This is a genomic window from Streptomyces sp. SCL15-4, from assembly GCF_033366695.1.
Taxonomy (GTDB): Bacteria; Actinomycetota; Actinomycetes; order Streptomycetales; family Streptomycetaceae; genus Streptomyces.
This window is the reverse complement of the sequence record NZ_JAOBTQ010000001.1, coordinates 5,140,013-5,165,103: the sequence shown is the minus strand read 5'-3', so window position 1 is coordinate 5,165,103 and position 25,091 is coordinate 5,140,013. Positions and strand designations below refer to the sequence as shown.

Sequence of the window (25,091 nt, the reverse complement as noted above, 5' to 3'; positions counted from 1 at the left end):
CCTTCCGACAACGCCGGCCCTTCTCAGGCCCCGGCGCTACTTCTTGCGACGCCGGCCGCCTTTGGCCTGCCGCCGCCGCTCCGCCCGGGTCAGCCCGTCCGACTCCGAGCGCACCGGCTCCTCGTCCTCCAGGTCCCGCTCGACGATGCCGCCCTCGCCGTCGACCGTCGGCGCGGAGAAGTGCAGTTCCCGGCGCTGCGGGACGTCCAGCCCCTTGGCGCGGATCTCCGGACGCCCGCCCGCCTGCGCCGGCACCGTGTCCTGCACGCCCTCACCGGCCGGCTGCGCCTCGACCGGGACCTCCTCGACCTGCTGCTCGACCTGGACCTCCAGGTTGAACAGGTAGCCGACGGACTCCTCCTTGATGCCGTCCATCATCGCGGTGAACATGTCGAAGCCCTCGCGCTGGTACTCGACCAGCGGGTCCTTCTGCGCCATCGCGCGCAGACCGATGCCCTCCTGGAGGTAGTCCATCTCGTAGAGGTGCTCGCGCCACTTGCGGTCCAGGACCGACAGCACGACCCGGCGCTCCAGCTCCCGCATGATCTCGGAGCCGAGCTGCGCCTCGCGGGCCTCGTACTGCTCGTGGATGTCTTCCTTGATGGACTCGGTGATGAACTCGGCGGTCAGACCGGCGCGGTCGCCGGCCGCCTCCTCCAGCTCCTCGACGGTGACCTTCACCGGGTACAGCTGCCGGAACGCGCCCCACAGCCGGTCCAGGTCCCAGTCCTCGGGGAAGCCCTCGGAGGTCTCCGCGTGGACGTACGCCTCGATCGTGTCGTCCATGAAGTGGCGGATCTGCTCGTGCAGGTCCTCGCCCTCCAGGACGCGGCGGCGCTCGCCGTAGATGACCTCGCGCTGCCGGTTGAGCACCTCGTCGTACTTCAGGACGTTCTTGCGGGTCTCGAAGTTCTGCGTCTCGACCTGGGCCTGAGCGGACGCGATCGCGCGGGTGACCATCTTGTTCTCGATCGGCACGTCGTCCGGCACGTTCGCCATGGACATCACGCGCTCGACCATCTGGGCCTTGAACAGGCGCATCAGGTCGTCGCCCAGCGAGAGGTAGAAGCGGGACTCGCCCGGGTCGCCCTGACGGCCGGAACGGCCGCGCAGCTGGTTGTCGATGCGCCGCGACTCGTGCCGCTCGGTACCGAGGACGTAGAGGCCGCCGAGCGCCTCGACCTCCTCCTTCTCCGCCTTGACGGCCTGCTCGGCCTTCTTCAGGGCGGCGGGCAGGGCCGCGGCCCACTCCTCGATGTGCTCCTCGGGATCGAGGCCGCGCTGGCGCAGCTCCGCCTCGGCGAGGTCCTCGGGGTTGCCGCCGAGCTTGATGTCCGTACCACGGCCGGCCATGTTGGTGGCCACCGTCACCGCGCCCTTGCGGCCCGCCTGGGCCACAATCTGCGCCTCGCGCTCGTGGTGCTTGGCGTTCAGCACCTCGTGCTGGATGCCGCGCTTGCTGAGCTGCTGCGAGAGGTACTCCGACTTCTCGACGGAGGTCGTGCCGACGAGGATCGGCTGGCCCTTCTCGTTCTTCTCGGCGATGTCGTCGACGACCGCCTCGAACTTGGCCACCTCGGTGCGGTAGATCAGGTCCGACTGGTCCTTGCGGACCATCGGCTTGTTGGTCGGGATCGGGACCACACCGAGCTTGTAGATCTGGTGGAACTCGGCGGCCTCGGTCATCGCCGTACCGGTCATGCCGGACAGCTTCTTGTAGAGACGGAAGAAGTTCTGCAGGGTGATCGTGGCGAGCGTCTGGTTCTCGTCCTTGATCTCCACCCCTTCCTTCGCCTCGATCGCCTGGTGCATGCCCTCGTTGTAGCGGCGGCCGGCGAGGATACGGCCGGTGTGCTCGTCGACGATCATGACTTCGCCGTCGATGACGACGTAGTCCTTGTCGCGCTTGAACAGTTCCTTGGCCTTGATGGCGTTGTTCAGGTAACCCACGAGCGGGGTGTTCACCGACTCGTAGAGGTTGTCGATGCCCAGCCAGTCCTCGACCTTGCTGACGCCGGACTCGTGGATGGCGACCGTGCGCTTCTTCTCGTCGACGTCGTAGTCGCCGGTCTCCTCCATGCCCTTGAGCGGGTTGCCGGCCTCGCCGCGCTTGAGGCGGGTGACCAGTTTGGCGAAGTCGCCGTACCACTTGGTGGCCTGGTCGGCCGGGCCGGAGATGATGAGCGGGGTGCGGGCCTCGTCGATGAGGATGGAGTCGACCTCGTCCACGATGGCGAAGTTGTGGCCGCGCTGCACCAGCTCGTCCTTCGACCACGCCATGTTGTCGCGCAGGTAGTCGAAGCCGAACTCGTTGTTCGTGCCGTAGGTGATGTCGCACGCGTACTGCTCGCGGCGCTGTGCCGGCGTCATGTTGGCGAGGATGCAGCCGACGCTCAGGCCCAGGAACTTGTGGACGCGGCCCATCATCTCGGAGTCGCGCTCGGCCAGGTAGTCGTTGACCGTGATGAGGTGGACGCCGTCCCCGGACAGGGCGTTCAGATACGCGGGCAGGGTGCCGACGAGGGTCTTGCCCTCACCGGTCTTCATCTCGGCCACATAGCCGAGGTGGAGCGCGGCGCCGCCCATCATCTGCACGTCGTAGTGACGCTGGCCGAGGACGCGCTTGGCGGCCTCGCGGACCGTGGCGAACGCCTCGGGGAGCAGGTCGTCCAGGGTCTCACCGTCGGCGTACCGCTGCTTGTACTCCTCGGTGAGGGCCCGCAGCTCGGCGTCGGAGAGGTCGACGAAGTCCTCTTCGATGGAGTTGACCTGGTCCGCGATGCGGTGCAGCTTGCGCAGGATCTTGCCTTCGCCTGCACGCATGATCTTCGAGAGGACGGACACGGGGGCTGGTCTCCTTGCCGGTCGGGCCTGGGACGGTCGGTTTTCCTTCTGACGTACTGAGCAACGGCCATCGTATGCGAGGACCCGGCCACGCCGGGAGGCCTGGCGCCCCGGTGGCCGCTTCATCAAGGACAACGGACGGGGCGTGCGGATGGTGCCGCACCGGTGCCGGGAATTACGCGAATTGTGATCACGTGCTCACGCAGCGCGGAAATCGTGGCCGCGGCCGGGTGTCCTGCGCAGAATCGGGCGATGGACCATGTCACGCTCACCACGGACCGCCTGTCGCTGCGCCCGGTCGGCCCTAAGGACACCGAGGCGGTGTACGCGGCCGCGCAGGACCCCGACATCCAGCGCTGGACCACGGTTCCCTCGCCCTACCTGCGCGAGCACGCGGTCGGCTTCACGGAACAGATCGTCCCCGACGGCTGGGCGCAGGGCACGATGTTCACCTTCGGCGTGTTCCTCACCGGCGGGGAGCTGGCCGGCATGCTCGCCCTGACGACGCGCTCGCCGGGCACGGCCGAGATCGGCTTCTGGGCGGCCAGGGAGCACCGCGGCCGGGGCTATGTGGTGGAGGCCGCGCGCACCGCCTGCCGATGGGTCTTCGCCGAGGCCGGCGTGGACCGGGTCGAGTGGCGCGCCGAGGTCGGCAACGACGCCTCCCGCGCGGTGGCCGAACGCGCGGGCTTCACCGTCGAGGGCGTCCTGCGCTCCGGCGTCGTCAACAAAGGGGTGCGCCGGGACTGCTGGGTCGGCTCGCTGCTCCCCTCGGACCTCGGTCTGCCGTCCACGGCCCCGTACCTGCCCGCGCGTCCCTGAGCCGGTCGGAGGCGGACGCACTGTTCGTCGCGGACTGCCGGTGCCACCCTCTGCGGACTGTCGGTGCCACCCTCTATCGTCCGGGGCATGACGACCCTTCCGACGCGTCCCATCGCCACCCTCTCCGCGGACGACGCCCGCCGGATAGTCCTGCGGGCCCAGGGCCTGCTCGGCGCGCCCGACCGGCGCGCGGGAGTCCGCGGGGTGCTGCGCCGTCTCGGCGCGGTCCAGCTCGACACGATCTCGGTCCTGGCCCGTTCCCATGAACTCGTGCCGTACGCCCGGCTGGGCGCGGTCGGCCGCAAGACGGTGGAGGACGCGTACTGGACGGACACGCACGCGTTCGAGTACTGGTCGCACGCCGCCTGCCTGCTGCCCATCGAGGAGTGGCCCCACTTCGCCTTCCGCCGCCGCGCCTACCGCGCCCGGCCGCACTGGCACCACGACCTCCCCGACGGCGTCTACGACCAGGTCGTCAAGCAGCTGCGCGCCGAGGGCCCGCTGACCGCCACGGAACTGGGCGGCGCGAAGAAGACGAACGACTGGTGGGACTGGTCGGGCACGAAGGTCGCCGTGGAGCGGGCGCTGATGTACGGCGAGGTGGTGTGCGTCGAGCGGCGCGGCTGGAAGCGGGTGTACGACCTCGCCGAGCGCGCGGTCCCGGCCGCCCTGCTGCACGACGAGCTGAGCGACGCCGAGTGCCTGCGGCGTCTGGTGCGGCTGGCGGGCGAGGCGCTCGGCGTGGGCACGCGCGCGGACATCGCCGACTACCACCGGCTCAAGGGCGAGCAGGTCGACTCGGTGATCGCGGACTCGGGTCTGGTGCCGGTCGAGGTGGAGGGCTGGGCCCGGCCGGCGTGGGCCGATCCGGCGGCCCTGGCGACGCCGCCGCGCGGCCGGCACCGCACCACGCTGCTCTCGCCGTTCGACTCGCTGATCTGGGAGCGGGCGCGCACGGAGCGGATCTTCGGCTTCACCCACCGGCTGGAGGCGTACGTCCCGAAACCCAAGCGGGTGCACGGGTACTTCGCGATGCCGGTGCTGGCCGGCGGCCGGCTGGTCGGGCGGGTCGACCCGGCGCGGCAGGGGCGCACGCTGGTGGCCAAGCAGGTCACGCTGGACGGCCCCAAGGCGGTCCCGGCGGTGGCCCGGGCCCTGGCCGAGGCGGCCTCGTGGGTGGACTGCACCGACGTCCGCGTCGAGCGCACCGACCGGCCGGAGCTGCGCGAGCCCCTCACCAGGGAACTCGCCGCCCTGCTCGGTTAGGCGCTCTTCAGCCGCTAGCGGATCTCCAGGATCTTCTCCCGCATCGCGTAGACCACGGCCTCCATCCTGGAGTGCAGCTGGAGCTTCTCCAGGATGTTGCGGACGTGGTTCTTCACGGTGTTCTCGGAGATGAACAACTCCTTGGCGATGTCCCGGTTGTTCATGCCCGTGGCGACGAGTTTGAGGACTTCCAGTTCCCGGTCGGTGAGCCGGGGCGCGGGCACCAGCCGGCGCTCGTCGGTGCGCTGGATCATCGACTTGAACTCGGTGAGGAGTTTCGACGCCATCGACGGGCTGATCTGCGACTGCCCGTCGGCCACCGCGCGAATGGCGGTGGCCACCTCGTCGGTGGAGATCTCCTTGAGGAGATATCCGGTCGCGCCCGCCTTGATCGCGTCGTAGAGGTCGGCCTCCTCGTCGCTGATCGTCAGCATGATGATCTTGGCGCTGGGGGCGACCTCCTTGATGGAGGTGCAGGCCTCGATTCCGCCGCGCTTGGGCATGCGGACGTCCATCAGCACGATGTCGGGCAGCAGATCGGCGGCCTTGTCGACGGCCTCGGCCCCGTCGCCCGCCTCGCCGACGACCTGGATGTCCTCCTCGGCCGCGAGCACGATCTCCAGGCCGCGCCGGAAGAGGGCGTGGTCGTCCACGACCAGGACTCTGATCGGCTCCTTGCGCGCCGCGTCCGCGCCCGGGTCCCTGCCGATGACAGCGTCGTCGGCGTCCCCGTCCCGCATCGGTCCGAAGGTGTCCGCCATCGTTCCTCCCCCTGAAGGCTGTGGCCTGTGGTCCTGTGCCATCGCCAACCCAAGGCAACGGCCCACCGGTTGGGCCGGTGCGGCCATGATTTCATGCCCGGACGACACCGAGGTGACGTCCGGGGCGCGAACTGGTCGCACGCCGGTGCCCCTGGGGGCGCACACGCGGTCCAGGGGCACCGGATCAGCTTCAGCCGGGTGGGTCAGCCGCCCAGCGTGCCCCCCGCGGTGGACGTCTGCGCCTCGGCGACCATCGGGTCCGTGCTGAGGTGGATCACGCCGTAGTCGTAGGCGTGCCGCCGGTAGACGACGCTCGGTTCCTTCGTCTCGGAGTCGACGAACAGGTAGAAGTCATGGCCGACCAGCTCCATCTCGTAGAGGGCCTGGTCGAGGGTCATCGGGGCGGCGACGTGGGTCTTCTCGCGGACGACGAGGGGGCCGTCACCCTTGACCTCCAGAGGGCCGATCTTCTTGGTCGGCACTCCGTCGGACTCCTCCTCCGAGGTGGCGAAGCCGTTGCCGTCGAGGGTCGCCGCACCCGGCACGTGGTCGGGGACCTCGGCCGCCGAGATCCGGCGCGCGCCTCGGCGCGAGAAACGCTTGTCGTGCTGCTTGCGCAGCCGCGCGTCCAGCTTCTCGGCCGCCAGGTCGAGTGCGGCGTACGGGTCGCTGGCCGCTGCCTCCGCCCGGATCACCGGACCGCGGGAGCGGAGCGTGATCTCCACTCGGTCACAGCGGTCGGCCTGCCGGGGGTTGGGCTCCTTGGACACCTCGACGTCGAGGCTGATCACCTTGGCATCGAGCCTCTGGATCTTCTCCAGCTTCAGCTTCTCGGCCACGTGCTTGCGGAACCGGTCGGGCACCTCGGTCTTGCGGCCTTTGACGACGATGTCCACGCAGAACTCCGTTCCCGGATCGCTCCGCTGCATCGGCGGAGCGTCTCCCTTTCGCACCAGGTCCGGTGATCACCGGACCTTCGGACTCGGTGACTTCCACCTCCTCCTCCCCCGCGGGCGGGATCTCCACCCCACCGCCGCGGGTGATTGCGGAAAACCCGCGGCGCGGCATTCGGATATGCGAGGCGTGGCCTGCGCCTTTCCTCACAACCGAACATATCTCGCCCGGAGCGATGGCGTCACCCTCTCTGACGTCACACCTCCGTCCAGCTGAATTGAGGCTCTCACTACCTGCAACGATGCACGTTGACGATCAGTTCCTGTTTATTTCGAAGGAATCGGCGGGAGCGGCGATCACGGCGGCGCGCAGCATGCGCCCGAGGGCGTTCGGCACCGCTTTTTCCGCTGCACCGTGCACCGACTCCGTCCTCTCCTGTCGTACACCGATCCGTCGTTCCTCCCTACCTTCCCGGGTTATGGCCCGATACACGGCCGTTCCGCCATTGGCGCGGGACACCGGGGTCTCCCGCAGGGCACGCGCCGCCTCCGCGAGACTCGCGCCCGTCGTCATGAGGTCGTCGACGAGCACGACGCGCCGTCCGCCGCCGAGCAGCCGGCCACCGTCCGCGGTCACCTCCAGAGCCCCGGCGAGATTGGCCAGCCGCCGCGGCGCGTCCAGCCCCGCCTGGTCGGCCACGGCCCGCCGCTGCCGCAGCACGGCCGCCACCCGGGCCGGCGTCCCGGTGCGCCGCAGCTCCCGCGCCGCCGCGAGCGCCATCCGCCGCACCGGATCGTGTCCCCGCGCCCGCACGGCCCACCGGGCGGAGGGCACCGGGACCAGCAGCACGGGCTCCCGCCAGGAGGGCCCCGCCGACCCGCCACCGGCGTCGGCACCGGCAGCGGTGCCGGCGTTCATGCCACCGGGACCGAGGCGGCCTGTCCCGTCGCCGCCCGGGCCGGGACCGCGCGCGCCGCGGGTCTCCGCACCGTCCGCACCGAGGCCCGCCCGCACGGCCCGTGCCAGCGCCGCGCCGAGCGTTGCCGCGAGGGCCAGCGCGCCACGCTCCTTGTGGGAGAGAAGCAGCGCGCGCACCTCCGCCGCGTAGGGAGCCACCGCGTGCACCACCGGCAGCCCGGCCGGCTCCGGATCCGGCCGCGCCCGTCGCGCCATACCCCCCTCCAGCGCGGCCCGGCACCGCGGACACAGCGCCGTACGAGGTGCCCCGCAGCCCGCGCAGTCGGCCGGAAGCACCAGGTCGGTGAGGTCCTGCCACCAGCCCCGCATGACCACCACTGTGCCCGCGCCGCCACCGGCCCGCCACCCCTGTGGAAAACCGCCTGTGGATAACCGGGAAAGGGCAGGTCCGCGCAGGTGTCAGCCCGGGTAGACCGGTGCCGACCCGTCCTTGTCGACCTTCTGCCACTGCGCCCCGGAGGGCAGCCGCACGATCCCGTCCTCCGAGTACGCCACCAGCGGCACCCGCTCGTCCTCGGACGCGGCGATCGCCTTGACGCTGGTGAGCGCGCCCGGGGCCGGGCCGTCCAGCGTGGACCCGTCGACCTTGACGTACCGCATCTGCTGCACGCCCCCCTGCTCCTGGCCGACGACGAGCAGCCTGCTGTCCCCGGCCCAGGACATGGCGCTGACCTGCTCCAGGTCCGGGGTCGCCGAACGCAGCCCGTCCACCGAGATGCCCTGTCCGGTGCCGTCGTCGCGCTGGATCCGGCCGATGTACAGGGACTGCTTGCCGCCTCTGTCCACGACCAGCGCGATCCGTGCCCCGTCGGCGGCCACCCGGGCGTCCGTGATCCGGCCCGGAAGGTCGGGGACGGCGACGCGCACCACGTCCTTCTCGCCCTCTTCCAGGACGTACAGGCCGGGCCGGCGGTGGTCGCGGTCGGCCACCCACAGGTCACCCCGGGCGTCCCAGCTGGGAGTGGTCAGCCGCTCGTCGGGGGTGGCGCCGTCGCTGGTGACCAGCGCCGCGCCGAGCGAACCGCCCGACGCCAGCGAGGCCACGTACAGCGACCCGCCCTCGTCGGCGACCCCGGCCGCGGTGTGCTCGTCCCGCGACACGGCCACCGACCGCAGCTCCTTGCCGCCCTCGCCGAGCGGACCCGGCACCGGGACGGAACCCGTGCCGGTGCTCCCGGTCGGCATCCGCACCACCCGGTGCCTGCCGTCGACGAAGTACACGTACTCGGGGCGCTTGGACGGCCCGTGCCAGGCGGCGGACTCGGCGCGTTCCTTGGTCAGTTCGCACAGCCGGTCGCCGCCGGTACCGCGCAGCTCGACGGACTCCAGCGTCGGCGCCAGGTTCCGCAGGGTGAACAGCACCTGTGTCGCCATCTCGGCGCACTTGCCGGACGCGACCCGGGACGCCTTGAGGTTCAGCGGCACGGTCAGCCTGTTCTGGTCGTCCGGTGCCAGCCCGGACACGCCCTTCCGCAGCTGCGTACCGGTCGGGAAGCTGGACCTGACCACCGGCCCGAGCCAGGTGGTGGGCCCGTTCAGCAGCGACCGGACCATCTGCGTCATCGGGTCCACCTTGCTGCGTACGAACACCGGATCGGCGACCGCCACCGGCTGCCCGCCCGCCCCGACCGACGTGTGGGAGGCGAAGTAGTACTTGTCGACGGACGTGTAGTTGCGCTGGAAGTCCGACTTGCCCATGACGACGCCGTCGGGCAGCCCGTCGATGCGCCACTGCCGGCTCTTGGAATCCCTCGTCAGGTGCAGCTTCGTGCGGTAGGGACCGCCGGCGGGCTGGTAGGCCTGCTGGGCGTCGACCGTGGCCACCCGGGTGCCGGTCAGCACGCAGGTGACGCTGTTGGTCTCCTCCCGGCCGCCCGGGCTGCAGTCGGTCTCGATGCTCGGCCCGTTCGCCAGGACGGTGGTCGACTGCTCCGGCCGCCAGCTGCCCGCCGTGTCGGTCGTCAGGTACTTGCGCGCCGTGTCGTACTCCGGGTCGTCGCTGGTCAGCGCCTCCAGGAAGCCCTGCATGATCTCGCCGGGACCGGCACCGTCGGCCGGCGGCACGGCGAACACCCGCACCCCGGTGTCCTGACGCGGCGTGGACTCCACATCCCGCAGGTCCCCGCTGTCGGGCATCGAGGCGCAACCGGCCAGCAGGACGACGCCCAAGGCGGCGTACGCCACCGCGCGCACCGGCCGCCGCCGTGCGCCCCCCTCGCGGTCAGCGGCCACGAAATGCCTCCCCTGGCTCGGTCGAGTCCTGCGGCGCGGCGTCCGGCCGGGCCCGTCCCTCGTCGGGCGCCGGACGGGTGGCCGGGCCGTCACCGGGACGCCGTACGCCGCCGGTGGGCCGGGGCACCACGCGCGCTCCGTTGCCGGGCAGGGCAGTCGGGTCGGCGGCCGGGGCGCCGGCCAGCCGCGGCGCGATCGGCTCCCTCGGCGGCAGCGCGGACGCCGACGCGCCGGCCTGCTGCACCGGGACGGTCGCCCGCTTCTCCTCGTTCCCGCGCGTCCGGCCGGCCTCGTCGAGGCCGCGGTTGCGCCGCGAGTCCTTCGGCTCCAGCGGTATCGGCGAGCCCCGCAGCGGCTCGTCCGCGGTCCTCGGCAGCGTCAGCCGGAACTGGGAGCCGCCGCCGGGCTCGCCCCAGGCCTGCAGCCAGCCGCCGTGCAGCCGCGCGTCCTCGAGCGCGATGGACAGCCCGAGACCCGTGCCTCCGGTGGTCCGCGCGCGTGCCGGGTCGGCCCGCCAGAAGCGGCTGAAGACCCGGGTCGCCTCGCCCGGCTTCAGGCCCACGCCGTAGTCGCGTACGGCGACGGCCACCGCCCCGCCCGCGGCGGCGAGCTTGACGACGACGTCCTTGCCCTCGCCGTGCTCGACCGCGTTGACGACGAGGTTGCGCAGGACGCGCTCCACGCGCCGGGCGTCCGCCTCGGCGACGACGGGCTGCTGGTCGCCGACCACCCGTACGCGTGTGCCCTTGCGCTCGGCGAGCGGCTCGGCGCCGCTCACCACCCGCCGCACGACCTCCCTGAGGTCTATCGGCTCGGCCTCCAGCGCGGCGGCGCCGGCGTCGAACCGGCTGATCTCCAGCAGGTCCGCGAGCAGCGACTCGAACCGGTCCAGCTGGTCGGCGAGCAGTTCGGCGGACCGCGCCGTCACCGGGTCGAAGTCCTCGCGCGCCTCATGGATGACGTCCGCGGCCATGCGGACGGTGGTCAGCGGGGTGCGCAGCTCGTGCGAGACGTCGGAGACGAACCGCCGCTGCATCCGCGACAGATCCTCCAGCTGCTGGATCTTGACCTGGAGGTTCTGCGCCATCTTGTTGAAGGCCTCGCCCAGGCGCGCGATGTCGTCCTCGCCGGTGACCTTCATCCGCTCCTGCAGGCGCCCGGCGGACAGCCGCTCCGCGATCCCGGCCGCCATCCGCACCGGCGTGACGACCTGCCGCACCACCAGCCAGGCGATGGCGCCGAGCAGGACGACGACGAACAGCCCCGCCGTGGCGAGGGTGCCCTTGACCAGGCTGAGGGACTTCTCCTCCTGCGTGAGCGGGAAGAGGTAGTACAGCTCGTACGGGCGGCCGTTGGGGTCGTTGACCTGCTTGCCGATGGCCAGGCCCGGCTGCGACTCCTTGCCGCCGGAGTAGACGATCCGCGTGTTGCTCTGCACGGCCGTCGTGCCGCTGTTGACCCGCTCGCGCAGCTCGGCGGGCACGCTGGACGTCGGATTGACGTTCCCGGAGCCGCGCGGGCTGCGTCCGCCGCCGCTGTCGTCGCCGACGGGCAGCGTCACCACGTCGAACGCTCCCGCGCCGCCGCTGGACAGCGACTCCACGAGGTCGCTCATCCACTGGATGACGTTCTGCGACTGCCGTCCGTCCGCGGTCGCCGTGCCGTCACCGGTACCGGCCGCACCGCCGGCGCCCGTGCCGCTCGCCGCCTCGTCGGCCTTCTGCCTGGCCACCGCGAACCCGCCCGTGGCCTGGCTCTGCGACGCCTTCACCTTCGCGTCCAGCAGGCCGTTGCGGACCTGCCCGATGACAACGAAGCCGAGCAGCAGAACGACGCCCAGCGACATCACCAGGGTCGTCGCGACGACCCGGAGCTGGATGTTGCGCCGCCACAACCGCATCACGGGCAGCAGCGGACGGCGCACCCAGCGCAGGAACAGCCGCAGGACCGGGCTGCCCTGCACCCCGCCCCGCACCAGCCCGCGCTCGAACAGCCTCCTCAGGCGCGCGCCCACCGCCGTCCGGCCGACAGGCCGCCCCGGACGGTTCCCGGGCCCGCCGGAAGCCGAAGCGGCACTGTCCCCGGACATGTCAGCTCGGCCCGGCCTTGTAACCGACACCACGGACGGTCACCACGATCTCCGGCCGCTCCGGGTCCTTCTCGACCTTGGAACGCAGCCGCTGGACGTGCACGTTGACAAGCCGCGTGTCGGCCGCGTGCCGGTAGCCCCACACCTGCTCCAGCAGCACCTCACGCGTGAACACCTGCCACGGCTTGCGCGCGAGCGCGACCAGCAGGTCGAACTCCAGCGGGGTCAGCGCGATCGACTGCCCGTCCCGCTTCACCGAGTGTCCGGCGACATCGATGACCAGGTCACCGATGGTGAGCTGCTCCGGCGCCGGCTCCTCCGACCTGCGCAGCCTGGCCCGGATCCGGGCCACCAGCTCCTTCGGCTTGAACGGCTTGACGATGTAGTCGTCGGCCCCCGACTCCAGGCCCACCACCACATCCACGGTGTCGCTCTTGGCCGTGAGCATCACGATCGGCACCCCGGACTCCGCCCGGATCAGCCGGCACACCTCGATGCCGTCCCGGCCGGGCAGCATCAGGTCGAGCAGCACAAGATCGGGCTTGCTCTCACGGAAAGCGGCCAGCGCCTTGTCGCCGTCGGCTACGAAAGACGGCTCAAAACCTTCACCACGCAGCACGATGCCGAGCATCTCGGCCAGTGCGGTGTCGTCGTCGACGACAAGGACTCGTCCCTTCATAAACGACATCATCCCATTCTTGTAACGACGACAGAGGCGCAGGTGAGCAGGCTCACTGGCCGGTGACGATAGTCGTACCGAACCGTCACTGTCTGCCCCTGTCCGGGGACGTTGATGTCAGCGACGGATGTCAGCCCGGTCGACCACAGACTTGGAGGGGGATCAGAGGGTATGACTTGGCTTGGCCCCGTGCTCGCGCTGGCCGGCGTCCTGGTAGGGGCGCTGTTCGCTCCGTTGGCGGCCACGCGTTTCGGCTGGCAGACGTCTCGTCGCGAGGCCATCGATCGCGCGATCGCATGTGTGCGCCGGGCCGAGCTGGCTGCAACCTACCCGAGGCAAGTGCGCCAGAGCGAGATCGGCGTCAGTGACGAGGCACTGCGCTACCAGCTGGAACTACCGCTCAGGGGCTTCGAGCGCTACTACGAAGCAACCCAGGAGATGCGGGCAGCGCTAGCAGCGGTGGAACCATACCTGGCCCTGGACTGGGATGACTCCCGCTGGCAGACACCTGACGAGGACTACGCCCGCCTGCTGGGCCAGCTGAAGAGGGCCCGCCGGCGAACCCTCCTCGTGTACTGGGGCAACGACCGTCGGATCACGGCTTGAGCCACAGTCCCTCGCCCTACGTGCCCCTCGATGCGAACTACGGGCGGGGCGGTCGCTGAGGTCATCCGACATCGTCCGACCTGCTCATGTGGGCCCCTGCGGTTCAGTAGGGCCGCCAGGGATCACCAGGGTTGCTGTACTCCGCTGCTGTACCGCACTGGTGCCGTACAATTGAGATCCGCTTACTTCTGAAGCAGTACCTCAACCATCCACACGTAGATTGCGCTGGTGTGAAGAGCCGCAGCGGGCTCGCCTGGTGAACCATGCCGTTCTATGCCTGTAAGAGAGGCATAGATTCGCATGCTCGAAAACGAAATCACGGTCGCACTCATCGCGCTCAGCCTGGTGGTCTTCCTGACCTTCGGGGTTCTGGCTCTCCTGTGCTGTAACCGCAAGGACATCACTGAAGTCCTTCGCGTCCTTCTGCGCCGGTAGCGGGCAGACGTGGGCTGTTGAGTCGTTGATGACCCAACAGCCCACGTTTTTTCGCGCAGCAGGCGGAGTCTCAATGGCCGAGTCAAGCTGACGGGGCGCCGCCCATCGATTGAACGGCACCCCGCCTGGAACAGGTTTCGACCCTCATCCTCATCAGGTCGATCATGCCGTTCTCTAAGCGCTGCAGTACCTTGATGGTTCGGCGTCGAAGTGGTCGCCAACATCCACCCCGTCCGCCTTCATCCACCGCTGTTGTTGAGTAGTTGGTGTCAAGGGGAACAGCAACTCTTGACAAATCCCCCGGAACCATTTACTCGGCTCCATCTTTACCGTCGGCAGCGGCTGCCTCGCTCATGAGCCGCTCTCGGCTGTCGCCACCGGAAGCCTCGAAAACGAAGCCGTACAAGGACACTAGAAACAGCGGCACGAGCAGCACGAGCGCCCACAGAGCCCAGCCTCCGAGTCGGACCATCCAGTAGATGAGGGCGACACACGCCGTTCCAAGCAACAGACCGAGGATCATATATGATTTGTCGACCTTGACCTGTACCTGTACTGCACGCTCAGGCACATACCGCTTAGTCATCCACTCCAGATGCGCTTGAAGGTCACGCCGCGCCTCCGAGCCCTCAGGTAGTTCGGCAAGCAGGGCGGCTTCGTCTTTCATGGCCTGCAACAGCTTGTCGGCCTGTGCCAAATTTGCAGATCTAAGCGCAGCCCAGGCTGTTGCCGATCCCACGATCAGTGCACCTGCCGCAGTGACCAACGCCGTTACGGTTTCAACACGCATCAGCACTCCTTGATACTGGCCCCACCGTACGCCTGTGATCAAGGAGAGGTCCACAGAACGGTTCTGGACTGGAGCTACTTCGGGGCGCCTTACCGGAGATCGCTGAGAGGGTGTCTCAATTCTTGTGCCATGCGGCACTATCTCTCCTTAAGCCACCACTCACCCCAGCTCCCATCCCGTCCGCCGTCGACCCACACACCGTGGAGCGGGCGTGGTTCATGGCGTCCAGGTGGAGCGCACCACTGTACGAACGACCTGGACGCCATGGGCCGCGTCTGCTCGGCTCTGCCTGGGGCGACGGTGGACGGGATGGGAGCACCCCGCGCACGCCACTACACGCCCGCGGCCGGCGACGGCGCCCCCGCCATCCCGGTGCCGGCCGATCCCCCGCCGAAGGCACTGTCCTGACCGTCAGGTGAGCGATGTGCGGTGCTCGACTCATGGCTGCCGGCCATATCCACGTGCGGGCGCGCGTCGGCGCAGCGCGGGCGGAGCGGGCCGGAGGCAGGAGCATCGCCCGCGGCGCAGCCGGGAAGCGCACCCGGCGGAGCGGAGCGCAGCCGGGGCTTGATGAGGTAGAGAAACCTGTAACAGCTCCTGGCCGATATGGCTCTTTGACTCGGTAAGCCTCCGTGGTGGTCTGGCATCGACGCGCACACGAGGGGGCAGGGTGCAACTGCTGGCAGGCGACTTGGCGAGGAACCGTCCGGGCGACGCGGTGCGACGCAAGATCCGGGAACTACAGCCGAACCCGCTGCTGAGACTGGCTGAGCGCTGGTCGCCTCGGTCGGAGATTCGTAGCTGGTCGGATGGGCTCGTGGGGGAGCGTGTCACTGGTCGACGGCTGGACAGGCTCCGCAGACGCGGTTGGTACATCTTCCACGCCATTCAGTGGGCCAGCGGCGCCGACATCGACCACCTCGCCATTGGTCCGGCCGGCGTCTTCTCCATCAATTCCAAGCGGCACCGGGGTAAGTCCGTCTGGTACGGCGACGCTGCCATCACCGTGAACGGGGCCGTGCAGCGCCACATCGCGATCAGCCAGTCCGAAGCACGCCGGGTGTCTCGTGCCCTGACGCGACGGGGCGGCATGGAGATTCCCGTCCGCCCCGTGATCTCGGTCGTCCACGCGGCGAAACTGAAGGTCAAAAACGCCAACCCGCCAGTCCTCGTCCTGGAAGTGGAACACCTCGACCAAGTTCTGTCGGGCCTGTCACCGGCGCTCTCCTCCGACCAGGTTGCCCACATCTACGGCGTGGCGCGAGACGCGGGTACCTGGGTCGGCTGATCAGGCGTCGAAGTCGTACTCCAACACGTACGCGGCCGAGTCGAGGATCATCTCGTTCACCTCAACGGGACGCCCCTCGTCGGCGAATGCCGTGCGGCACACCATGATCACTGGAGTGCCCATAGAGAGCTGAAGGCGGTTCGCCTCCTCCTGCGACGGCATCCGGGAACGGATCTCCTCACGGAAGTGCACGGGCTTGTGGCCCAACTCGGCCAGCCGGGCGTACGTGCCACCGGGGCCGGTGTCTTCCTGGGTGATCGCCGACCCTGCCACCAGGTCCGCGGGAAGGTATGAGGTAGACAGAAGAACAGGCTTGTCGTCCAGGACGAAACGGCGGCTGCGCACGCATGTCGGCGCTCCGGTCTCCATGTCCAGCACCTGACTGATCCGTTCGGGTGCAGTCGCCTCGTAGACCTGCACCTGGTCGACCACAAGGGTGCGGTCCTCGATGTCCGCCGACCAGATGGAACGGCCCGAGCCCCACTGGTCGCGGGATAGCCGCTGGATGCCTCGCCGCCTGAGCGGCTTGAAGGCGCGCACGAACACGCCGGCGCCCTTGCGAGACTCCGCAAGACCTTCGTTCTGGAGTACGCCGAGCGCTTGGCGTGCGGTCATACGAGCCACGCCGTGGGTGGGCATGCCTGGACCTGCATCCGCTCTACCCGGACCGCAAGCTCCGCGACTGGGCGCACATGCTCGGCTTCCGCGGCCACTTCTCCACCAAGTCCCGCCGCTACTCCACCACCCTCGGCGCACTCCGCCAGACCCGCGCCGACTACCGCGCCGCCCAGCAACGCGCCGCCTTCGGCCTGCCCGACCCCGACGACGAGGAAGCGACCACGCTCACCCTCGCCCACTGGACCTACGCCGGCCACGGCCACACCCCCGGTGAGTCCTGGCTCGCCGCCAACATCCGCCGCGACATCCAGCACAGCCGCGAGATCGCCCGGGAGGAACTACCCGCTCAAGTACAGCCGCTCGAAGGTGTACGACCTGATCCGCTCGAAACGTCTGGCGTCGTTCACGGAAGGCCGGTGCCGGCGCATCCCCGAAAGTGCCGTCCAGGAGTACATCCGCACACGGCTTGAGGAGGCTTCCTGATGCCTCCGCGCAAGCGCAACCCCAACGGTTCCGGCACCGTCACGAGGCGCGCTGACGGCCGGTACCAAGCGGCGGTGTACGTCCCGCAGCCGGATGGAACGACCAAACGCAAGTTCGCCTACGGCAAGACCTACGACGAGTGCGACCGGAAGCGCCGGGAACTCCTGGACCGCGCTGCCGGCGGCATCCCTACGCCAACCCGCGACATGACGCTGGGGCAGTGGTTCGACTACTGGCTCCAGGTCGTGGTGAAGCCCAACCTGGCGCCCAACAGCTACCGCGCGTACGAAACAGCCGTGCGACACCATCTCAGGCCCCGCCTCGGGTCCAAGGTCATGGTCAAGCTGGGCGTCACGGAGCTACGAGGGGCCGTACAGGCACTCGCAGAGGATCAAGGGGCCAAGACAGCCAAGCGGTCTTTACGCGTTCTCTCAGCCGCGCTCACGGCCGCGATGGTGGAAGACATCGGCCTGACTCGCAACGTGGCCAAGCTCGTGCACGTCCGCGCGACCACCGACAGCGGCAAGAGCTGGGATGCCGTGACGGTGCTGCGCTTCCTGGCTGCTGCTCGTCGCCTGACTCCGTACTACCCGGCCTTCCTCCTGCTCTGTCTCCTCGGCCTGCGACGTGCCGAGGTGTGCGGGCTGCGCTGGGAGAGCATCGACCTGGACAACCGCATCATCTGGGTCGAGAAGCAGCGACAGCGGGCCAGCGCGGGCACGGTCGACACGGAACTCAAGACCGAGACGTCGAAAGCACCCTTGCCACTGCCCGCCCAGTGCATCGCTCCTCTCCGCTGGGCACGCATACGGACGGCCATGCTGCGCGAGCGCGCCATCAGCCGGGGGCGCCCCTGGTTCTAAGATCCCGACGGGCACGTGTTCGTGACTCGGACCGGCCGTCCACTCTCACCGGTCCACCTCTACCTGGTCCTGCAACGGATCATCAAGAAGGAGGGACTGGGCAAGATGAACCCGAAGGGACTGCGCAAGTCCTGCGGCACCCTGCTCGTCCATCTCCGGGTGCACCCGCGGATCGTGAAGGCGATCCTGCGGCACAGCCGGATCACCACGACGATGGACATCTACGCCGAGGCTCTGGACCCGGATGTCGTGGAGGCGGTGGCACAGCTCGATCGGCTGCTCCGCCAGCCGGCCCGCATCCGGGAGCTGGAAGCCGCTCGATCGGATCTGGAATCCGCCGCTTGATGTAGCCGTTGGATGTCACGGCCCCTCTCCTCGCGCATCGTCGCAGGTAGAGGGGCCGTTTCCGTCACCAAGGGCGAGAGCATCCCATTCCTCATAACAGCGACAGGCGCCCTGGTGAGGCAGGTCACTGGCCGGTGACTCTAGTCGTACAGGGCCGTCACTGTCTGCCCCCGGCCGCCGGAAGCGGCCTGCTCATGCGGGGTCCGCGGTGCGGCGTGAACGGGCGCAGACCTCGGCAAGGGACTCGGCGGTCACCGGGGAGACGACCCCTTCCTCGGTGACGATGGCCGTCACCAGTTCGGGGGGCGTCACGTCGAACGCCGGGTTGTACGCCTGTGTCCCGAGCGGCGCCACCGCGATCCCGCTCGCCGCCCCGGCCGTCGCCACCTGGGGTGCCACGACCTCGGTCACCTCGAAGCCGGGGCGCTGCTCGACCTCGATGGAGGCGCCGTCGGGGGTGTCCGGGTCGATCGTCGTCACCGGCGCCACCACGATGAACGGCACATGGTGGTAGCGGGCGAGCACGGCCAGCGGATAGCTGCCGACCTTGTTCGCCACCGATCCGTCGGCCGCGATCCGGTCCGCGCCGATCAGCACCGCGTCCACCTCGCCCGCCGCGAACAGCGAGCCCGCCGCGTTGTCGGTGAGCAGGGTGTACGCCATGCCGCTGCGGGCCGCCTCGTACGCCGTCAGGCGCGCGCCCTGCAACAGCGGCCGTGTCTCGTCCACCCACAGTCGCCGCAGCCGCCCCGCCCGGTGCGCGCCGAGCGCCACCGCGAAGGCCGTGCCCTCCCCGCCCGACACCAGCGAGCCGGTGTTGCAGTGGGTCAGGATCCGGTGCCCGCCGGCCGGCAGCAGTTCGTCCAGCAGCGCCAGCCCGTGAGCCGCCATCCGGGCGCTGGCCTCGGCGTCCTCCCGGTGCAGCGCCCGCGCCGCCGCCAGTGCCGCCACGGCCGCCGCGGTGGGGTCACCGGTTCGGGCCAGCGCCGCCTGGTACGCGGTCTCGGCCCGGCGCACACCGACGGACAGGTTCACCGCGGTGGGCCTGGCCCCTTCCAGCGCCCGGGCCGCCTCGGGCACGTCGAAGCCGCGCGCGGCGGCGAGCGCGACACCGTACGCACCCGCGATACCGAGCAACGGCGCCCCGCGCACGGCGAGGGAGCGTATCGCCTCCACCAGCGTCGATGCGTCCGTGCACACCAATTCGACCTCTTCGGCCGGGAGCCTCGTCTGATCGAGAAGGACCAGTACGGGACCCTCTGGTGGTTCCTCCCATCGGATCGCCGGTATCCCCGTCGGCCGCTTGTCCACGCCGGTTCGCGCCTGCTGATCAGCCATGCCGTCAGTCTGCCCCGGATCCGGCGGACAATTGAAGAAGTCCCGCCCCCACCGCGGCCCGTACCGCGATGACCGGCCCATGGCACGATGGCTGCCAACCCGCCGCCGCGACCGCGGACGGGCACCGAGAAGGAGCTTCGATGACAGACACTCCGGGCTGGGCCTCGCCCGGATCCGCCCCGTCGCCCGAGGGGCGGGAACCCGGTGCGTCCGGCCCCGCCGAACCCGCCGACCGTCCCGGCCCCGCCGAGCCCGCGCCGCAGCCGGGCCCGGACCCGCAGAGCCCGGGCGGCACATGGTCCAAGGAGCAGCCGCCACCCGGCCAGTGGTCGACGCCCACCGGTGCCCCAGGCCCGCACCAGGCACCACCGCCCCCGCCGCCCGGCCCCGGCTGGGGCGGACCGCCCCCCGGCGGTCCGGGCCCCGGCGGTCCGGGCCCCGGCGGTCCGGGCCCCGGCGGCTACGGCGGCCAGGGCGGCGGCTACCCGGGCCCGCCAGGCGGCTACGGCGGCTACCCGGCCTGGGGCGGCGGCTGGGGCGGACCGCCCCCTGCCGCCAAGCCCGGCGTCATCCCGCTGCGCCCGCTCGGCGTCGGCGAAATCCTCGACGGCGCCGTCTCCACCATGCGCACCTACTGGCGCTCGGTCCTCGGCATCTCGCTGGCGGTCGCCCTGCTCACCGAGGCCGGCCTGGTCCTGCTTCAGGGCTTCGTCCTGAACAACGCCCTCACCGACACCACGCTCGACAGCCGGACCGCCACTCCCGGCGAGGTGCTCCGCAGCCTGCGCGACACCATGGTCGGCACCGGACTCCTCACGGTTATCTCCGCGGCGGCCATCATCGTCGCGACCGCCCTGCTCACGACCATCACCAGCCGTGCCGTACTCGGCAAGCCGGTCAGCACCGGCGAGGCCTGGCGTGAGGCCCGCCCGCAGCTCCTCAGGCTGTGCGGTCTGCTCGTCCTGCTCGGTCTGATCGTCTTCGGCGTCCTCGCCGTCGGGGCACTGCCCGGCATCCTGGTCCTGGCCGGCGGCGCCAGCGATGCCGCGGGGGCCGCGCTGCTGGTCCTGGGCGTCCTCGCCGCCATCGTCGTCGCGGTATGGCTGAGCGTCCGCTTCTACCTGGCCGCGCCCGCGCTGATGCTGGAACGGCAGGGCATCAAGAAGTCCATGAGCCGCTCCGTCAAGCTGGTACGGGGCTCCTGGTGGCGCATCTTCGGCATCCAGTTGCTCGCCGCCCTGATCACGAACATCGTCTCGGCGATCGTGACCATCCCCTTCGCCGTCCTCGGCGCGGCGGCGAGCGGCGACGGCATGGCCGATTTCCTCACTACCAACAGCGGCGGCGTCGGCTGGGCGTTCCTGATCATCCGGGGCATCGGCTCCCTGGTCGGCACCACCCTCACCCTCCCGATCAGCGCCGGCGTCACCGCGCTCCTCTACATCGACCAGCGCATCCGCCGCGAGGCCCTCGACCTCGAGCTGGCCCGCGCCGCCGGTGTCCAGGACTACGGCCACGGCGCCCCCGGCCCCGTCCCCGGGAGCTGATGCGGTGGTCACGGGGGGAGTTCTCACGGCGGCGCTCCTGGCGGCCGGCGGCTCGGGCGACGAGCCGCCGGTGACCGTCCCGCGTGATCCGGCGCGGGAGGCGGCCCGGCGCGAGCTGTCCAAGGGGATGTACCACGAGAACGATCCCAGCCTCTTCCAGCGCGCCCTGGACGCGTTCTGGGACTGGCTCGGCCGGCTGTTCGGCACGGCCGCCTCCGCCACCCCGGGCGGTGCGGTCGGCCTGGTCGTCGTCATCCTGTTCGTCGTCGCCGTCCTGGCCGCCCTCTGGTGGCGGCTCGGCACCCCCCGCCGCCACCTCGCCACCGCCGCGGTCCTGTTCGACGAGCGCGTCCGCAGCGCCGCCGAACACCGCGCGGCCGCCGAGGCACACGCGGCCCAGGGCCACTGGAACCAGGCCGTCCAGGAACGCATGCGAGCCGTGGTCCGCTCCCTGGAGGAACGCGCCCTGCTCGACGTACGCCCCGGCCGCACCGCCGACGAAGCCGCCGCCGAGGCCGGTCGCGCCCTGCCCGCGCACACGGACCGGCTCCGCGCCGCGGCCCGCGGGTTCGACGACGTCACATACGGCGGGCGCAACGCCGATGAGCAGTCGTACCACCGCCTCGCCGTCCTCGACCACGACCTGGAGAACACCAGGCCGGCCCTCGCCGACAGCGCCACCAGCACGGCCCACAGCACCCGCCAGGGGGCAGCCGAGTGACCACCGGGGCCCCTCCGGCCACCACCTCCACCGCACCGACCGGCCGCCAGGTGTGGACCCGCACGCGCGGCCTCGCGCTCGCCGCCGTCCTGATCCTGGCCGCGGCCGTCGCCATGGCCGCCGTACGCTCCACCGCCCGTCACGGCGAACTGGACCCACGCTCCGCCGACCCCTACGGCAGCCGGGCCGTCGCCGAACTCCTCGGCCAGCGAGGCGTCTCGACACGCGTGGTGACCACCCTCGACGCGGCGCGTTCCGCCGCCGGCCCCGACACCACCCTGCTGGTCGCCGTCCCCGACCGGCTGACCCACCGTCAACAGACGCACCTGCGCACGGCGACGGCGGCCTCCGGCGGGCGTACCGTCCTGGTCGCGGCCGGCAGCTGGTCCGTCGAGCGACTGGCCCCCGGGGTCACCGCGGACCCCGCCGTCAGCGGCGACTCCACGCTCGCCCCGCACTGCGCGCTGCCCGAGGCCCGGCGCGCGGGCACCGCCGACACCGGCGGCGTCCGCTACACCACCACCCACCTCGACGCCGACTCCTGCTACCCCAGCGAGCGCCTCGCCACCCTGCTGCGCATCCCCGCGGCCTCCGGGGACGGCGACACCGTCGTGCTCGGCGCGCCCGACATCCTCTACAACGAACGCCTCGACGAACAGGGCAACGCCTCGCTCGCCCTTCAACTCCTCGGCTCCCGTCCCCATCTGGTCTGGTACCTCCCCTCGCTGTCCGACGCCTCCGGTGCCCGGACGGGCGACCAGAAGGACTTCTTCGACCTGCTCCCCTCGGGGTGGCTCTGGGCCACCGTGCAACTCTTCGTCGCGGCGGCCCTCGCCGCCTTCTGGCGGGCCCGCCGCTTCGGCCCTCTCGTGGCCGAGAAACTCCCCGTCGCGATCCGCGCCTCAGAGACCACCGAAGGCCGGGCCCGCCTCTACCGCAAGGCGAACGCCCGCGACCGCGCGGCAGACGCTCTGCGCTCTGCCACCCGCACCCGCCTCGCGCCCCTCCTCGGCATCCCCGCCGCCCAGGCCCACACGCCCGAGGCCCTGCTTCCCGCTCTCTCCGCCCGCCTCACCGGCGACGGGCAGACCCTGCACCCCCTCCTCTTCGGACCGCCGCCCGGCGACGACGCGGCCCTCATCGCACTCACCGACCAACTCGACACCCTCGAAAGAGAGGTACGCCGTTCATGACGGAACCGACCACCGACACCGCCGGGCAGAGCGGGGACGCGGCCACCGCCCGCGCCGCGCTGGAAGCCCTGCGCGCCGAGATCGCCAAAGCCGTGGTCGGCCAGGACCCCGCCGTGACCGGCCTCGTCGTCGCCCTCCTCTGCCGCGGACACGTACTACTAGAAGGAGTCCCCGGGGTCGCCAAAACGTTGCTCGTCCGCGCCCTCGCATCCGCATTGGAACTCGACACCAAGCGCGTCCAGTTCACCCCCGACCTGATGCCGAGCGACGTCACCGGCTCCCTCGTCTACGACACCCGCACCGCCGAGTTCTCCTTCCAGCCCGGCCCGGTCTTCACCAACCTCCTCCTCGCGGACGAAATCAACCGCACGCCGCCCAAGACCCAGTCCTCGCTGCTGGAGGCCATGGAGGAACGCCAGGTCACGGTCGACGGCACCCCGCGCCCGCTCCCCGAGCCGTTCCTGGTCGCCGCGACCCAGAACCCGGTGGAGTACGAGGGCACCTACCCGCTCCCGGAAGCCCAGCTGGACCGCTTCCTGCTGAAACTGACGATCCCCCTGCCCTCACGCCAGGACGAGATCGACGTCCTGACCCGGCACGCCTCGGGCTTCGACCCGCGCGACCTGCGCGCCGCCGGTGTACGACCGGTCGCCGGCCCCGCCGATCTGGCCGCGGCCCGCGCCGCGGTCGCCGGGACGACCGTGTCGCCGGAGATCACCGCCTACGTCGTGGACATCTGCCGCGCCACCCGCGAGTCGCCGTCGCTCACCCTGGGCGTCTCCCCGCGCGGCGCCACCGCCCTGCTCGCCACCTCACGTGCCTGGGCCTGGCTGACCGGCCGCGACTACGTCATCCCCGACGATGTGAAGGCCCTGGCCCTGCCGACCTTGCGGCACCGCGTCCAACTGCGGCCCGAGGCCGAGATGGAGGGCGTGAGCGCCGACTCGGTCATCAACGCCGTCCTCGCCCACGTCCCGGTCCCCCGCTGATGGCACTCACCGGACGCGCCGCCCTCCTCGCGGCCCTCGGCTCGGTCCCCGTCGGCATCCTGGAACCGAGCTGGACGGGCATCCTCGCGGTCAACGGGCCCCTCGCACTGGCCTGCGTCTGCGACTACGCACTGGCCGCGCCGGTGCGCAGCCTGCGCCTGTCCCGCTCCGGCGACACCGCCGTCCGCCTCGGTGATCCCGCTGACGTCACGCTGACGGTCACCAACCCGAGCCGCCGGCCCCTGCGAGCCCGGCTCCGCGACGCCTGGCCGCCGAGCGCCTGGCAGCCGGGCACCGAGACCGAGGCATCCCGGCACCGCCTGACCGTGCCCCCGGGCGAGCGCCGCCGCGTGACGACCACACTGCGTCCCGCCCGCCGCGGCGACCGCCAAGCCGACCGTGTGACCATCCGCTCCTACGGTCCCCTCGGGCTGTTCACCCGCCAGGGCGCCCACCACGTGCCCTGGACCGTACGAGTCCTGCCCCCGTTCACCAGCCGCAAGCACCTCCCGTCGAAACTCGCCCGATTGCGTGAACTCGACGGCAGGACCAGCGTGCTGACACGAGGGGAGGGAACGGAGTTCGACAGCTTGCGCGAGTACGTCCCCGGGGACGACACCCGGTCCATCGACTGGCGCGCCACGGCCCGGCAGTCCGCCGTCGCCGTCCGCACCTGGCGTCCCGAACGCGACCGGCACATCCTGCTGGTCCTGGACACCGGCCGTACCTCGGCCGGCCGCGTGGGCGACGTCCCGCGCCTGGACGCCTCCATGGACGCGGCCTTGCTGCTGGCGGCCCTCGCCTCGCGCGCGGGCGACCGGGTGGCGTTGCTGGCCTACGACCGCCGGGTGCGCGCTCTGGTCCAGGGCCGTGCGGCCGGTGATGTTCTGCCTTCTCTGGTCAACGCGATGGCCACGGTCGAGCCGCAGCTCGTGGAGACCGATGCGCGTGGTCTCAGTGCCACCGCTCTGCGCGCCGCGCCCCGCCGGTCCCTGATCGTGCTTCTCACGTCGTTGGACGCGGCACCGGTGGAGCAGGGCTTGCTGCCCGTGCTTCCCCAGCTCACTCAACGCCATACCGTGCTGGTCGCGTCGGTGGCGGATCCGCACATTGCCCGCATGGCGCGGGCACGGGGGAACGTGGACGCCGTGTACGAGGCGGCGGCAGCGGCTCGTGCGCAGGACGAGCGCCGGCGCACCGCGGAACAGCTCCGTCGTCATGGGGTGACGGTGGTGGACGCGACTCCGGACGACCTGGCGCCGGCGCTCGCGGACGCGTATCTGTCGCTGAAAGCGGCGGGTCGGCTCTGA

At 70.8% G+C, this 25,091-nt stretch carries 22 protein-coding genes and 1 pseudogene; 13 read left to right on the top strand and 10 right to left on the bottom strand.

Features of this window, described 5'->3' with window-relative positions:
* Window positions 1-36 precede the first annotated feature (36 nt).
* A complete protein-coding gene (gene secA / locus SCK26_RS23150; protein ID WP_318203236.1) occupies window positions 37-2,844 on the bottom strand; it encodes a preprotein translocase subunit SecA in 2,808 nt (935 codons plus the stop codon).
* Between the two features lie 252 nt (window positions 2,845-3,096).
* Here secA and SCK26_RS23145 point away from each other — a divergent pair, with 252 nt between their 5' ends.
* Both SCK26_RS23145 and SCK26_RS23140 read left to right on the top strand, forming a co-directional pair.
* Window positions 3,097-3,666: a GNAT family N-acetyltransferase gene (locus SCK26_RS23145; RefSeq protein WP_318203235.1), complete on the top strand. Its 570-nt coding sequence runs from the start codon at window positions 3,097-3,099 to the stop codon at window positions 3,664-3,666.
* A gap of 87 nt (window positions 3,667-3,753) precedes the next feature.
* Window positions 3,754-4,932 (top strand): winged helix-turn-helix domain-containing protein, encoded by a 1,179-nt coding sequence (locus tag SCK26_RS23140; RefSeq protein WP_318203234.1) that lies wholly within the window; start codon window positions 3,754-3,756, stop codon window positions 4,930-4,932.
* Window positions 4,933-4,946: 14 nt separating this feature from the next.
* Here SCK26_RS23140 and SCK26_RS23135 read toward each other — a convergent pair whose 3' ends face one another.
* The 6 genes from SCK26_RS23135 to mtrA form a co-directional block, all read right to left on the bottom strand.
* On the bottom strand, window positions 4,947-5,693 hold the full coding sequence (locus SCK26_RS23135; protein WP_318203233.1) for a response regulator transcription factor: 747 nt from the start codon (window positions 5,691-5,693) through the stop codon (window positions 4,947-4,949).
* 203 nt (window positions 5,694-5,896) lie between these two features.
* Window positions 5,897-6,589 carry a ribosome hibernation-promoting factor, HPF/YfiA family gene (gene hpf, locus SCK26_RS23130; RefSeq protein ID WP_412080862.1) on the bottom strand — a complete coding sequence of 231 codons (693 nt, stop codon included), beginning with the start codon at window positions 6,587-6,589 and terminating at the stop codon, window positions 5,897-5,899.
* 313 nt (window positions 6,590-6,902) lie between these two features.
* Window positions 6,903-7,874: a ComF family protein gene (locus SCK26_RS23125; RefSeq protein WP_318203231.1), complete on the bottom strand. Its 972-nt coding sequence runs from the start codon at window positions 7,872-7,874 to the stop codon at window positions 6,903-6,905.
* A 90-nt stretch (window positions 7,875-7,964) separates the two neighbouring features.
* The gene (locus SCK26_RS23120; RefSeq protein WP_318203230.1) at window positions 7,965-9,797 is read right to left on the bottom strand and encodes an LpqB family beta-propeller domain-containing protein; all 1,833 of its coding nucleotides are present in this window, start codon (window positions 9,795-9,797) and stop codon (window positions 7,965-7,967) included.
* Window positions 9,787-11,886, bottom strand: coding sequence for an MtrAB system histidine kinase MtrB (gene mtrB, locus SCK26_RS23115; protein WP_318203229.1), 2,100 nt, complete (start codon window positions 11,884-11,886; stop codon window positions 9,787-9,789). The genes SCK26_RS23120 and mtrB overlap by 11 nt, the downstream gene beginning before the upstream one ends.
* Window position 11,887: 1 nt before the next feature.
* Entirely contained in the window at window positions 11,888-12,577 is a 690-nt protein-coding gene (mtrA, locus tag SCK26_RS23110; RefSeq protein ID WP_187279108.1) for a two-component system response regulator MtrA, read from the bottom strand.
* A gap of 177 nt (window positions 12,578-12,754) precedes the next feature.
* Between mtrA and SCK26_RS23105 the strand changes: the two genes are divergently transcribed.
* A complete protein-coding gene (locus SCK26_RS23105) occupies window positions 12,755-13,171 on the top strand; it encodes a hypothetical protein (protein ID WP_318203228.1) in 417 nt (138 codons plus the stop codon).
* 745 nt (window positions 13,172-13,916) lie between these two features.
* On the opposite strand, the gene SCK26_RS23100 is transcribed toward SCK26_RS23105, so the two are convergent.
* Entirely contained in the window at window positions 13,917-14,396 is a 480-nt protein-coding gene (locus SCK26_RS23100) for a hypothetical protein (RefSeq protein WP_318203227.1), read from the bottom strand.
* 670 nt (window positions 14,397-15,066) lie between these two features.
* Between SCK26_RS23100 and SCK26_RS23095 the strand changes: the two genes are divergently transcribed.
* A complete protein-coding gene (locus tag SCK26_RS23095; RefSeq protein WP_318203226.1) occupies window positions 15,067-15,684 on the top strand; it encodes a nuclease-related domain-containing protein in 618 nt (205 codons plus the stop codon).
* Here SCK26_RS23095 and SCK26_RS23090 read toward each other — a convergent pair whose 3' ends face one another.
* Complete coding sequence (locus tag SCK26_RS23090) at window positions 15,685-16,440, bottom strand: GntR family transcriptional regulator (RefSeq protein ID WP_412080772.1); 756 nt, start codon at window positions 16,438-16,440, stop codon at window positions 15,685-15,687.
* Between SCK26_RS23090 and SCK26_RS38015 the strand changes: the two are divergent.
* From SCK26_RS38015 to SCK26_RS23070, 4 genes and pseudogenes are all read left to right on the top strand, one after another.
* Window positions 16,377-16,541, top strand: a pseudogene (locus SCK26_RS38015) (replication initiator); the annotation flags it as partial. The gene SCK26_RS23090 and the pseudogene SCK26_RS38015 overlap by 64 nt on opposite strands.
* A 31-nt stretch (window positions 16,542-16,572) precedes the next feature.
* A complete protein-coding gene (locus SCK26_RS23080; protein WP_318206072.1) occupies window positions 16,573-16,785 on the top strand; it encodes a helix-turn-helix domain-containing protein in 213 nt (70 codons plus the stop codon).
* Window positions 16,785-17,648 carry a site-specific integrase gene (locus SCK26_RS23075; protein WP_318203225.1) on the top strand — a complete coding sequence of 288 codons (864 nt, stop codon included), beginning with the start codon at window positions 16,785-16,787 and terminating at the stop codon, window positions 17,646-17,648. The genes SCK26_RS23080 and SCK26_RS23075 overlap by 1 nt, the downstream gene beginning before the upstream one ends.
* A gap of 15 nt (window positions 17,649-17,663) precedes the next feature.
* A complete protein-coding gene (locus SCK26_RS23070; RefSeq protein ID WP_318203224.1) occupies window positions 17,664-17,993 on the top strand; it encodes a tyrosine-type recombinase/integrase in 330 nt (109 codons plus the stop codon).
* Window positions 17,994-18,185: 192 nt separating this feature from the next.
* Here SCK26_RS23070 and mtnA read toward each other — a convergent pair whose 3' ends face one another.
* Window positions 18,186-19,331 (bottom strand): S-methyl-5-thioribose-1-phosphate isomerase, encoded by a 1,146-nt coding sequence (gene mtnA / locus SCK26_RS23065; RefSeq protein ID WP_318203223.1) that lies wholly within the window; start codon window positions 19,329-19,331, stop codon window positions 18,186-18,188.
* 140 nt (window positions 19,332-19,471) lie between these two features.
* Between mtnA and SCK26_RS23060 the strand changes: the two genes are divergently transcribed.
* From SCK26_RS23060 to SCK26_RS23040, 5 genes are read left to right on the top strand one after another with little or no spacing between them, the layout of a single operon-like run.
* Window positions 19,472-20,878, top strand: a complete 1,407-nt coding sequence (locus SCK26_RS23060; RefSeq protein ID WP_318203222.1) for a glycerophosphoryl diester phosphodiesterase membrane domain-containing protein — start codon at window positions 19,472-19,474, stop codon at window positions 20,876-20,878.
* A 4-nt stretch (window positions 20,879-20,882) separates the two neighbouring features.
* Window positions 20,883-21,599 (top strand): DUF4129 domain-containing protein, encoded by a 717-nt coding sequence (locus SCK26_RS23055; RefSeq protein ID WP_318203221.1) that lies wholly within the window; start codon window positions 20,883-20,885, stop codon window positions 21,597-21,599.
* Window positions 21,596-22,792 (top strand): DUF4350 domain-containing protein, encoded by a 1,197-nt coding sequence (locus tag SCK26_RS23050; RefSeq protein ID WP_318203220.1) that lies wholly within the window; start codon window positions 21,596-21,598, stop codon window positions 22,790-22,792. Before SCK26_RS23055 ends, SCK26_RS23050 begins: the two co-directional genes overlap by 4 nt.
* Complete coding sequence (locus SCK26_RS23045; RefSeq protein WP_318203219.1) at window positions 22,789-23,781, top strand: MoxR family ATPase; 993 nt, start codon at window positions 22,789-22,791, stop codon at window positions 23,779-23,781. Before SCK26_RS23050 ends, SCK26_RS23045 begins: the two co-directional genes overlap by 4 nt.
* The gene (locus SCK26_RS23040; RefSeq protein ID WP_318203218.1) at window positions 23,781-25,091 is read left to right on the top strand and encodes a DUF58 domain-containing protein; all 1,311 of its coding nucleotides are present in this window, start codon (window positions 23,781-23,783) and stop codon (window positions 25,089-25,091) included. Before SCK26_RS23045 ends, SCK26_RS23040 begins: the two co-directional genes overlap by 1 nt.